This is a genomic window from Isoptericola sp. NPDC056605, from assembly GCF_042792795.1.
Lineage (GTDB): Bacteria > Actinomycetota > Actinomycetes > Actinomycetales > Cellulomonadaceae > Isoptericola.
The window spans coordinates 104,087-114,953 of sequence record NZ_JBHTVT010000015.1 but is presented as its reverse complement, the minus strand read 5'-3'; the positions used below and the strand labels follow the sequence as shown (position 1 = coordinate 114,953).

Annotated in this window: 9 protein-coding genes; 6 read left to right on the top strand and 3 right to left on the bottom strand. The window is 74.9% G+C overall.

Annotated elements, in window-relative coordinates; genetic code table 11:
- Positions 1-80: 80 nt before the first annotated feature.
- Positions 81-1,049, bottom strand: coding sequence for an FKBP-type peptidyl-prolyl cis-trans isomerase (locus ACFQ8Y_RS15750; RefSeq protein WP_430552025.1), 969 nt, complete (start codon positions 1,047-1,049; stop codon positions 81-83).
- A 128-nt stretch (positions 1,050-1,177) separates the two neighbouring features.
- Here ACFQ8Y_RS15750 and ACFQ8Y_RS15745 point away from each other — a divergent pair, with 128 nt between their 5' ends.
- From ACFQ8Y_RS15745 to ACFQ8Y_RS15735, 3 genes are all read left to right on the top strand, one after another.
- Positions 1,178-1,477, top strand: coding sequence for a hypothetical protein (locus ACFQ8Y_RS15745; RefSeq protein ID WP_430552026.1), 300 nt, complete (start codon positions 1,178-1,180; stop codon positions 1,475-1,477).
- A gap of 50 nt (positions 1,478-1,527) precedes the next feature.
- Positions 1,528-2,289 carry an alpha/beta hydrolase gene (locus tag ACFQ8Y_RS15740; protein WP_430552027.1) on the top strand — a complete coding sequence of 254 codons (762 nt, stop codon included), beginning with the start codon at positions 1,528-1,530 and terminating at the stop codon, positions 2,287-2,289.
- Between the two features lie 116 nt (positions 2,290-2,405).
- Positions 2,406-3,251 (top strand): alpha/beta fold hydrolase, encoded by an 846-nt coding sequence (locus tag ACFQ8Y_RS15735; protein WP_430552028.1) that lies wholly within the window; start codon positions 2,406-2,408, stop codon positions 3,249-3,251.
- 73 nt (positions 3,252-3,324) lie between these two features.
- Here ACFQ8Y_RS15735 and ACFQ8Y_RS15730 read toward each other — a convergent pair whose 3' ends face one another.
- Positions 3,325-4,842, bottom strand: a complete 1,518-nt coding sequence (locus ACFQ8Y_RS15730) for a hypothetical protein (protein WP_430562802.1) — start codon at positions 4,840-4,842, stop codon at positions 3,325-3,327.
- A gap of 307 nt (positions 4,843-5,149) precedes the next feature.
- Between ACFQ8Y_RS15730 and ACFQ8Y_RS15725 the strand changes: the two genes are divergently transcribed.
- Genes ACFQ8Y_RS15725 through ACFQ8Y_RS15715 form a run of 3 tightly spaced genes read left to right on the top strand, consistent with a single transcriptional unit; the run spans position 5,150 to position 8,550 of the window.
- Positions 5,150-6,562: a hypothetical protein gene (locus ACFQ8Y_RS15725; protein WP_430586090.1), complete on the top strand. Its 1,413-nt coding sequence runs from the start codon at positions 5,150-5,152 to the stop codon at positions 6,560-6,562.
- The gene (locus tag ACFQ8Y_RS15720) at positions 6,559-7,572 is read left to right on the top strand and encodes a hypothetical protein (protein WP_430552031.1); all 1,014 of its coding nucleotides are present in this window, start codon (positions 6,559-6,561) and stop codon (positions 7,570-7,572) included. The genes ACFQ8Y_RS15725 and ACFQ8Y_RS15720 overlap by 4 nt, the downstream gene beginning before the upstream one ends.
- Positions 7,573-7,596: 24 nt before the next feature.
- Entirely contained in the window at positions 7,597-8,550 is a 954-nt protein-coding gene (locus ACFQ8Y_RS15715; protein ID WP_430552032.1) for a co-chaperone YbbN, read from the top strand.
- A gap of 22 nt (positions 8,551-8,572) precedes the next feature.
- On the opposite strand, the gene glgB is transcribed toward ACFQ8Y_RS15715, so the two are convergent.
- A complete protein-coding gene (gene glgB, locus ACFQ8Y_RS15710; protein WP_430586089.1) occupies positions 8,573-10,792 on the bottom strand; it encodes a 1,4-alpha-glucan branching protein GlgB in 2,220 nt (739 codons plus the stop codon).
- Positions 10,793-10,867 lie beyond the last annotated feature (75 nt).

Sequence of the window (10,867 nt, the reverse complement as noted above, 5' to 3'; positions counted from 1 at the left end):
GGGCCCCCGTCCCGCCCCCGGGGGCCCGCCCGGCCGGCCGTGCGTCGTGACGTGCTCGACGTCACGACGACGGCGGGAGGTCACTGCGCGTCGAGGATGTCCACGACGAAGACCAGCGGCTGGCCGGCGAGCTCGTTGTCGTCGCTCTTCTCGGCGCCGTACGCCTGGTCGGCGGGGATGACGAGCAGCACCTGGCTGCCGACGGTCTGCCCGGCGAGGCCGTCCGTCCAGCCGGCGATGACCTGCTGGAGCGAGAACGAGCTCGGGGTGCCGCGGTCCCACGACGAGTCGAACGACTCGCCGTCGAGCGTCCAGCCCGTGTACTGCGCGGTGACCGTCTGGTCCTTCTCGACCTTGGCGCCGTCGCCCTTGATCAGGGTCTGCGCGACGAGGTCCTTGGGCGCCTCGTAGCCGTCCGGGATCTCCACCGAGGGCTTGCCGGAGTCGTCCAGCGTGACCGCCGGCAGGCCCTTCTCGGGCTCGACGGCCGTGCCCTCGGCGCGCGTCGGGATCTTCGTCGCGTCCGTGATCTCGACGAGGTTGACCATCGTCGCCGTCGAGCCGTCCTGGCCTTGCACGGGGTTGGCCACGAGGAGGCGCGTCCCGACCTTCTGCCCGGTCAGCGGCTCGGTCAGCACGCCGTAGTTCGCGTCGCCGAGGATGAAGCTCTGCGGGGTCTTCTGCTCCCAGGTGGAGCCCTGGGTGGAGCCGTCGGTGCCGAGGAACGCGACGGTGTCCATGGTGATCTTCATGCCCTCGGTGAGGTCCGCGCCGTCGCCCTCGTCGATCACGCGCGACGTGGGCACCGAGACCTCGAGCGGGGTCTTGAAGGTCACCTTCGGCTCCGCACCGGCCTTGCCCTCGACCTTCACGGTCTCGAGCGCGGCGACGTCCTCCTTCGTCGGCTCCGGAGCCTCGGTGGCCGGGGACGACGACGCGGAGGCGGACGGCGTGGCGCCGTCACCGGAGGAGTCGTCGGCGCAGGCGGTCAGGGTCAGGGCCGCGGCCAGCGCCAGCGCGGCAGCGGCGGCGGACGTGCGGAGCTTCACGGGGAGTCCTTCGGTCGGCGGGGACGAACCGGGCCACTGTAACGGCACGACCTGACCGCGCCGTCCAGGGTCCGCCGGGACCACCGCCGGGCGGACCGGCCGGCCCTCGCCGGGCGACAATGGGTGCCATGCCGTCCCGCCGACCCTCCCGCAAGCGCCCCTGGGGCGCCGAGACCCCGCCGCTCGACCTCGACCGTGCCCTCGGCGGCGTGCGGCGGGAGAGCGCGGCGGACGGCGAGTGGACGGTGCGGCGGCTGCGCGGCGGGGACAAGGCGTACCGGTGCCCCGCGTGCCGGCAGGAGATCCCGGCGGGCACCCCGCACGTCGTCGCGTGGCAGCGCGACGCGGTCGGGGGAGAGGCCGCGGGCCTCGAGGACCGCCGGCACTGGCACTCCTCCTGCTGGGAGCGGCGCGCCCGGCTGCGCTGAACGCCCCGCAGGACCGGCCTGGAACGCCCGGCCGAACTACGCTGGAGGCGATGAACGACGACGCCACCGGCCACCAGATCCGCTCCCTCACGATGCTCCCCGCCCGCCGTGAGGACGTCGAGCTGCACACCGCGGACGGGCTCACGCTCGTCGGCGAGCTCGCCCTCCCGGCCGACCGGGACCCGGTCGCGACCCTCCTCACGTTCCACCCCCTGCCCACGCACGGCGGTTACATGGACTCGCACGTGTACCGCAAGGCGGCCTGGCGGCTCCCCGCGCTCGCGGACCTCGCCGTCCTGCGCTTCAACACGCGCGGCACGTCCTCGCCGCGCGGCACGTCCGACGGCGCGTTCGACGGCGGCGAGGCGGAGCGCTACGACGTCGCCGCCGCGATCGAGCTCGCGGAGTTCCGCGAGCTGCCGCGGCCGTGGCTCGTCGGGTGGTCGTTCGGCACGGAGCTGGTGCTCAAGCACGGCACCGACCCGGCCGTCGAGGGCGCGATCCTGCTGTCGCCGCCCCTGCACCGCGCCACGGACGCCGACCTCGACCGCTGGGCCTCCTTCGGCCGCCCGCTGGTCGTGCTGGTGCCCGAGCACGACGACTACCTGCGTCCCGACGAGGCCCGCCGGCGGTTCGCGCGCGTCCCGCAGGCCGAGGTGATCGGCGTCGACGGCGCGAAGCACCTGTGGGTCGGGGAGCCGGCGGTGCGCCGGGTCCTCGACGAGATCGTCGGGCACGTGCTGCCCGGCCACGCCCCGCTGCCCACGCACTACGACGGCGAGGCGCAGCAGGCAGAGACGGTGCCGCGATGACACGGCACACCACCCGCAGCGGCCGGCTCGGCCCGCCGAGGTGAACCGCTGACGACATCCCTGACGACATCCCTGACGACATCCCTGACGACACTGCTGACGACGAGGAGTCGACGATGACCACCCCCTCCGCGCTCCTGGCGACCTACCCGCTCCACGACGGGGCGGGCACGCCGGTCCTGCTGCTGCACGGCTTCCCGCTGGACCACCGCATGTGGGCGGCCGCGGCGCAGGCCCTGCCCGAGGGGGTGCGCGCCCTCGGCGTGGACCTGCCCGGTCAGGGGCACTCCGACCTCGGCGGCATCCCGCCGCGGCTCGAGGACGTCGCCGACGCCGTGCACCGCACCATGCGGGAGCAGGGCGAGGGCAACGCGGTCGTGGTCGGTCTGTCGATGGGCGGCTACGTGGCGCTCGCCCTGGCGGAGCGCCATCCGGGGTTCGTCGTCGGGCTCGGGCTCGTCGACACCAAGTCGACCGCCGACCTCGACGCCGCGCGCGCCAACCGGCTGCGGATCGCCGACGCCGTCACCGCGGGGCAGACGCTCGACCCGGTGCTCAGCATGCCCGGCGCGCTGCTCGGGCCGACGAGCGTGGAGCGGCGGCGGAACCTCTTCCCGCTGCTGGAGTCCTGGATCCGTGCGCAGTCGCCGTCGGGCGTCGCCTGGGCGCAGCGCGCGATGGCGGCCCGTCCGGACCGCACCGACGTGCTGCGCACGTTCGACGGCCCCGTCTCCGTGGTGGTCGGGGCGGAGGACCAGGTGACCCCGCTCGTCGAGGCCGAGCACATGGTGCACGCCGCGCGGGACGGCGCGCTCACCGTCGTCCCGGCCGCCGGCCACATGAGCGCGGTCGAGGACCCGGCGACCGTCGCCGCCGCGATCGCGCTGCTGCACCGGCGCGTGGCCGAGCGCACCAACCCGCCCCGCTGGCCCTGGCAGTACCGCCCGGCCCCGACCAGCTGACGCGCCGGGCGGACGAGACGCCGCGGGCCCGCCACCGAACGGTGGCGGGCCCGCGGCGTCGGGGCGGGGTCGCTCAGGCCTTGGACGGGGCCGGAGACTCCTCCTCGACGTCGGCCTCGGCCTCGGTCGTCGCCTCGGTCTCGGTCTTCGCGGCGGTGTCGTCGCCGTCGGCGGTGTCCTGGGGCGCCGCGTCGTCCGGCTGCGCGTCGAGGGCCTCGGCGCCCTGCTCGTCCGCCTGCTCGTCCGCCTGCTCGTCGGCCTCCGGCTCGACGTCGGCGGTCTCGTCGACCGTCTTCGCCTGCGGGGCCGGGGGTGCCGGGACGGCCTTCTGCACGAGGGCGACGGGCTGGCCCGCGCCGGCCGGGGTCTCGGACTTCTCCGTGCCGAGCAGGCCGCGGAGCTCCTCGAGGTAGGAGTTGATCGAGTCGTGCCGGCGGGTGAGGTCCTCGAGCTGGCGGGTGGCCGTGGAGCGGTGGTTCTCCGCCTCGACGCGCGCGTCGTTGACCATCTGCTCGGTGAACTCCCGCGCCTCGGCGACGATCCCGTCCGCGGTGCGGCGGGCGTCCGCGACCAGGGACTTCACGTACGCGTCAGACTCCGCGCGGACCTTCTCCGCCTGCTGCAGGGCCAGGGCGACGCGCTGCTCGGCCTCCGCCGCGTGCTCCTCGGCGGCGCGGACGAGCAGGTCCGTCTCCTGGCGTGCGGTCTCGTGCCGCGCGGCGGCCTCGTGCTCCACCTGCTCGCGGCGCTGCGCGATCTCGAGCTCGGCGTCGGCCAGCGCGGCACGGGCCTGCTCGCGCAGCTGCTCGAGCTCGGTCGTCACGGCGTCGGACGCCTCGGCGGCCTGGTGCTTGGCCTCGGCGACGATGCGGGCGGCCTCGCGGCGGGTGCGCTCCAGGAGATCGCTCGACTCGCGGTCGGCCTCCTCGCGCTGCGCCGCGGCCTCGGCGGCGGCCTGGGCCCGCTGCTGCGCGGTGTCCCGCTCGGCGGCGACCCGCAGCTCGGTGGTCTCGCGCTCCGCGGTGGAACGCTGGACGCCGATCTCGCGCTCGAGGGTGGCGCGCCGCTCGCTCTCCTCCGCGGACAGGGTGCTGGTGATGAGGGCGGCCTCGCGCTCGGCGGAGCCCACGAGCTCCTCGGCGCGGCGCTGGGCGGCGAGCAGGGTGCCCTCCGCCTCGGCGGCCGTGGTGGACCGGATCTCCTCCGCCTCGCGGCGGGCGCTGCCCAGCAGCTCGGAGGCCTCGGACTCCGCGCGGGCGCGCACCTGGCCCGCGGACAGCTTGGCGCGCGCCATGATGTCGGCGGCCTGCTGGTTCGCCTGCGTGAGGACCTCGGTGGACTGCTCCTCCGCGGACCGCAGGAGCCGCTCGACGCGCGAGCCGAGCCCGGCGTACGAGGGCTTCTCGTTCTCCCGCAGCTGGCGCTGCGCGAGCGCGAGCTCCGAGGAGATCTGCATGGCGCGCGCGTCGGTGCTCTCGACGTTCCGGCGGGCCTCCTCGAGCGCCTGCTCGAGTCGGGCGATGTGACCGTCCACCTGCGGGCGGTCGTAACCGCGCATGGTGATCGGGAAGAGCGTGCGCTCGTCGGACACGTGCAGACCTCCGTACATGGTGGGTGCCCCGGCGTCGCCAGGATAGTGGCGGGGGCAGGGCGCCGATACTCGGGACATTCTGGCCCTCGCGGGACGAGTCGGACATCCTCCCACGCCGGGTCGGTGCGGCGCCACGGCGTCGCCACGGCAGTGTTCCACGGGTCGTGACGACGCGCAGGAGCCCGGGCGCGTCGGTCGTACGCGAGTCGTGAAGGGTTGGTGAACCGCACCCTGCCAGGGCGGTCACGTGGACGGAGCCCGCCGCGCCGTCCCTATGCTGGACTGTCCACGTCGAAGGGAAAGCTCGGTGCTGCAACGCATTCTGGGCGGTGTCCTGGTCCTGGTCGGACTGGCAGCCGCCGCGCTCGGTGTCGCCTCGGCCACGGTCTGGCGCGACACCGACACGGTGGTCGCCACGGCCAAGCCGACCGGTGACGGCACGCTCGTCGTCACCGACCCCGGTGTCCTCGGGCTCGTCGGTGGCGACGTCACCGTGAGCGCGTCCGTCCCCGAGGGTCAGAAGGTCACCCTCGCCGTCGGTCGCGACGTCGACGTCAAGGGGTGGGTCGGCAACGACCCGTACTCGCGCGTGACGGGTCTGAGCGACTGGGAGAACCTCTCCGTCGCGGCGGGCGAGCCGGCCGACGCCGACGCCGAGACCAACGAGGCGCCGGAGTCCGGCCCCGACCCGGCAGGGTCGGACATGTGGGTGGCCGAGGCCTCCGACGAGAACAGCGTCACGCTGCGCTGGAGCGACCGCCCCGGCAGCTGGACGCTCCTCGCCGCCGGCGTCGGCAAGGGCGCGCAGGCGCCGACCCTCGAGCTCAGCTGGCCGCGCACCGTGAGCACGCCCTACCTGTGGCCCGGCGTCGGGGTGGGCGCCGTGCTGGTGCTCGCCGGGGCCCTGCTGCTCGTGCTGGGGGGACGGCGTACCCGCGCCCGCCAGGCCGACCTCGCCGAGCAGGGCGCGGGCGACGAGACCGCCACCGACCTCCACGACGGGCCGTCGGCAGGTGGCCTCGGGGCGCCGTTCGCCCCGGTGCGCCCGTCGACCGAGGCCGCCGGCCCCTGGTCGCCGGCGACACCCGCCGGGCCGTCGGTGGACGACGTCCCGCCCGTCGAGCCCGCGCCGGACGGCGAGAGCGAGGACGACTCCCAGGAGGACGGCACCGCCCGCGACTCGGCCTCCGGCACGGCCGAGGTGCCGCTCGCCGGCCGGCTCCTGCGCCGGTCGCGACGCCGCCAGCGCGAGGAGACCGCCGACGCGGCTGTCGACGCACCGGCGTCGTCGGCCGACCCGGCGCCCGAGGCGACGCCGGTCCGCGTCGACGCGGCGGCGCCCGCGCCGTTCGGCAGCCTGCCCGCCCCGGCGGTGCCGGTGCCGGCGGAGGCGTCCGTGCACGAGCCCGTGCCGGCCGAGCCGACGACCGCCACCGGCGCCCTGCGCATGACGCGGCGGGAGCTGCGTGCCCAGGAGGAGGCCCGGCGGGCCGCGGAGCAGGGCGGGATGACCCGCATGCTGCGCGCCATCACGGGCTCGATCCCCACGGTGCGCCCGGCGCAGCCCGACCAGGCGTCCGAGCAGGGCGCACCCCGACCCGATACCTCCACGCCCGCGGGGCGCGCCGCCGCCTGGCGCGCCACCTGGGGCTTCGGCGACGCCACCCGCACCGGGCAGGCCGCCGACCCGACGACCGACGACGACGGGGAGAACCGATGAACCGCCGTACCACCCGCGGCCTGGCCGTGGCGAGCGCCCTCGTCGTGTCGACGACGCTGCTCGCCGGCTGCGCCGACGAGCTGCCCCAGCCCCAGCCCGGCGAGGCCGTCGGCGGGCCCGTGCTGACCGAGGAGCAGGACACCCAGGTGTTCACCGCGGTCGCGGACACGGTCGCGAAGGCCGACAAGGCCCTCAAGGGCAAGGATCTCAAGGCGCGCGTGACCGGCCCGGCGTACGAGGTGCGCACCAGCCAGCTCGCGGTCGCGAAGAAGCGGGACAACGCGGAGTTCGTCACGGACATCCCGAGCGAGTCCCAGCAGATGATCATCCCCACCACCGAGGGGTGGCCGCGCACGAGCTTCTCCATCACGGCCAGCACCGAGGACCTCGAGACGCCGCGCCTCGTCGCGTTCGAGCAGGGGTCCGCGCGCGCCGACTACAAGATGTGGTCGTGGGTGCAGCTCATCCCGGGGCAGAGCATGCCGTACTTCGCCGACTCGGCCGTGGGCTCGGCCGCCGTCGCGGGGGACGACGACTCCCTGGCGGCGTCCCCGGTCGACGCCCTCGCGCAGTACGCGGACCTCGTCACCCTCGGGGCCAAGAAGTCGTCCTTCGCGAAGGGCTTCGAGCTGCCCGACGGCGACCTGGTCGCGGCCGTCGCGGCCGACGCGGCGGCGTGGAAGGAGGTCGACGGCTTCGAGGAGTCCGGGACCGAGTACACGCAGAAGTACAAGGCGCGCAAGGACGAGGTCCGTGCCGTCCGCACGGCCGACGGCGGGGCGCTCGTCATGGGCGTCCTCGACGGCACGACCACGGTCAAGGCCGAGGACGAGGCCAAGGTGCCCGCCCTCTCCGAGACGCAGAAGGCGCTGCTCGGCGACGCCGCGCAGACCAACGTGCTGAAGACCGAGTACACGGACATGGTCGCGCTGTACGTCCCGGCCAAGGGCTCGGACGAGAAGATCCGGCCGCTCGGGTACTCGCACGTGGCGACGGCGGCCTCGAACTGACGCTCCGCTCGTAGGATGGCGCCCATGACCAACCCCACGCCCGACCCGACCTTCAGCACGCGTGGCGCCGTCGACCTGTCGGCGCTCAACCGCCCGCAGTCGCCGCCCCCGGGGGAGCCCGGTGGGGCGCCGTCGGCGGGCGGCTACGTGCTGGACGTCACGGACGCGAACTTCCAGCAGGTGGTGCAGGACTCGACCACGTACCCCGTGGTCATGCTGCTGTGGATCCCCACCGACAAGGCCAACGCCGACCTCGGCGAGCTGCTGGGTCGGCTCGCGGAGGAGTACGCCGGCAGGTTCCTGCTCGGCCGTCTCGACGCGCAGGCGTACCCCCAGGTGGCCGCGGCCTTCCAGGTGCAGGGCGTGCCGACCGTCGTCGCGGTGCTGCAGGGCCAGCCGCTCCCGCTGTTCCAGGGCGCGGCGCCCGAGGAGCAGGTGCGCGGCGTGCTGGACCAGGTGCTGGCCGCGGCCGAGCAGAACGGCGTCACGGGACGCGCCCCGGCCCAGGGCGCCGAGGGCGAGGAGCCCGCCGAGGCCGCCGACCAGGAGCCGGTCGAGGAGCCGCTGCCGCCGCTGCACCAGGAGGCGTACGACGCGATCGAGCGCGACGACCTCGACACCGCCGTCGCCGCGTACGAGAAGGCGATCAAGCAGGACCCGAAGGACGCCCTCGCGGTGGCCGGGCTCGCGCAGGTGCGCCTGCTGCAGCGCACGCGCGGTGTCGACCTCCAGACGGCCCGGACCGCGGCGGCCGACGCCCCGGCCGACCTCGACGCGCAGCTGGGCGTGGCCGACATGGACATGCTCGGCGGCAAGGTGGAGGACGCCTTCGCCCGGCTGCTCGAGCTGCTCCCCGGTGCCGACGCGGACGCCAAGGAGAAGCTGCGCGTGCGGCTGGTCGAGTACTTCGAGATCGTCGGCCCCACCGACCCCCGCGTGGTCAAGGCCCGTCAGCGCCTGGCGATCAGCCTCTACTGACGGCTCTGCATGACCGGCGGCTCTACCGATCGGCGGGTCGCAGCACCAGCGCGCCGAGCGGCGGCACCCGCAGCGTGACGGAGTGCCGCCGCCCCTTCCACGGCACGTCCTGGGCGTGCACGCGGCCGAGGTTGCCGACGCCGGAGCCGCCGTAGACCTCGGCGTCCGTGTTGAGGACCTCGTCCCAGGCGCCGCCGTCGGGCAGTGCGAGCCGGTAGCCCTCGTGCGGGACGCCCGCGAAGTTCACGACCACGACGACGGGGGCGCCGTCGGCGGACCGGCGCACCCACGAGAGCGTGTCGTGGTCGGCGTCGTCGGCGTCGAGCCACTCGAAGCCGGCGGCGTCGAAGTCCCGCTCCCAGAGGGCGGGCGTGGCGCGGTAGACCGCGTTGAGGTCGCGCACCAGGCGCTGCACGCCGGCGTGGCCCGGGGTCTCGAGCAGCCACCAGTCGAGGCCGGAGCCCTCGTCCCACTCGGCGTCCTGCGCGAACTCCTGCCCCATGAACAGCAGCTGCTTGCCCGGGTGGGTCCACTGGTAGGCGAGGAAGGCGCGCACCCCGGCGAGCTGCTTCCACCGGTCGCCCGGCATGCGGCGCAGCAGCGAGCCCTTGCCGTGCACCACCTCGTCGTGGCTGATCGGCAGCACGTACTGCTCCGAGAACGCGTAGACCAGCGAGAACGTCAGCTCGTGGTGGTGGTAGCGCCGGTACATCGGGTCGTGCGCGACGTACCGCAGGCCGTCGTTCATCCAGCCCATGTTCCACTTCAGCCCGAAACCGAGCCCGCCCGCGTCCGTGGGCCGGGTGACGCCGGGGAAGGCCGTGGACTCCTCGGCGATCATCATGACGCCGGGGGAGCGGCGGTAGGCGGTGGCGTTGGCCTCCTGCAGGAACGCGATGGCCTCGAGGTTCTCCCGCCCGCCGCGGACGTTCGGCTCCCACTCGCCGGGCTTGCGCGAGTAGTCGAGGTAGAGCATCGACGCCACGGCGTCCACGCGCAGGCCGTCGGCGTGGAACTCCTCGAACCAGTACGTCGCGTTGGCGACGAGGAAGTTGCGCACCTCGCGGCGGCCGAAGTCGAAGACGAGCGTGCCCCAGTCGGGCTGCTCCCCGCGGCGGGGGTCCGGGTGCTCGTACAGCGGGCCGCCGTCGAACCGCGCGAGGGCGAACTCGTCGCGGGGGAAGTGGCCGGGCACCCAGTCGAGGATGATGCCGACGCCGGCCCGGTGCAGGCGGTCCACGAGGTAGCGGAAGTCGTCGGGGTGCCCGAACCGCGCCGTCGGCGCGTAGTAGCCGGTCACCTGGTAGCCCCACGACCCGCCGAAGGGGTGCTCCGCCACGGGCAGCAGCTCGACGTGGGTGAAGCCCTGCTCGACGACGTACGAGGTCAGCTCCTCCGCGAGCTCCCGGTAGCCGAGACCCGGCCGCCACGAGCCCAGGTGCACCTCGTAGACGCTCACCGGGCCGGAGTGCGGGTCGGTCGCCGCGCGGCGTGCCATCCACTCGCCGTCCGACCACTCGTACGCCGAGTCGACGACGACCGACGCCGTGGCGGGCGGCACCTGGGTGCCCTTGGCGAGCGGGTCGGCCTTGGCCCGCCACACGCGGTCGGCGCCCAGCACCTCGAACTTGTACCGGGTGCCCTCGCCCACGCCGGGCACGAACAGCTCCCAGACCCCGCTCGCGCCGAGAGAGCGCATCGGGTGCACCGTGGTCCAGCGGTTGTGGTCGCCCACCAGCCGCACGCCCCGGGCGTTCGGCGCCCAGACGGCGAACGCCGTCCCGTCGACGTCGCCCAGCGCGCTCGGGAACCGGCGGGGGTTGGCGCCGAGCGCCCGCCACAGCTCCTCGTGCCGGCCCTCGGCGATCAGGTGCAGGTCCACCTCGCCCAGCGTGGGCAGGAAGCGGTACGGGTCGTCGACGGTCTGCACGTCGTCGTCGTACCGCGTGCGGACCCGGTAGTCCGGCGCGTGGCGCCCGCCGCCGGCGTCCACGCCCGCCGGTACCACCGACTCCCACACCCCCGCGGCCACGTGCCCGGCCGGGTGCTCGCCGTCCGTGGTCACGACGGTCACCTCGTCGGCCAGCGGCCGCAGCACGCGCACGACCGCCCAGGCCCGGTCGGCCGGCGTCCCCGGGTCGTCCAGCAGGTGCGGACCGAGCACGGTGTGCGGGTCGTGCAGGGTGCCCTGCGCGAGGGCGGTCAGCACCTCGGGGTCGACGGGCGGTGGCGACGGCGTCATGCGCCCACGATTCCACGGACGTATGTCGGGCGCGTTCCGACGCGCGGCCCGGCACGGGCGGCGGCCCGGCGAGGC

Bases quoted from the DNA above. Each gene is read 5' to 3' on its own strand.
- glgB (WP_430586089.1), bottom strand. From the start codon at position 10,792: ATGACGCCGTCGCCACCGCCCGTCGACCCCGAGGTGCTGACCGCCCTC.
- ACFQ8Y_RS15745 (WP_430552026.1), top strand. From the start codon at position 1,178: ATGCCGTCCCGCCGACCCTCCCGCAAGCGCCCCTGGGGCGCCGAGACC.
- ACFQ8Y_RS15735 (WP_430552028.1), top strand. From the start codon at position 2,406: ATGACCACCCCCTCCGCGCTCCTGGCGACCTACCCGCTCCACGACGGG.
- ACFQ8Y_RS15715 (WP_430552032.1), top strand. From the start codon at position 7,597: ATGACCAACCCCACGCCCGACCCGACCTTCAGCACGCGTGGCGCCGTC.
- ACFQ8Y_RS15720 (WP_430552031.1), top strand. From the start codon at position 6,559: ATGAACCGCCGTACCACCCGCGGCCTGGCCGTGGCGAGCGCCCTCGTC.
- ACFQ8Y_RS15740 (WP_430552027.1), top strand. From the start codon at position 1,528: ATGAACGACGACGCCACCGGCCACCAGATCCGCTCCCTCACGATGCTC.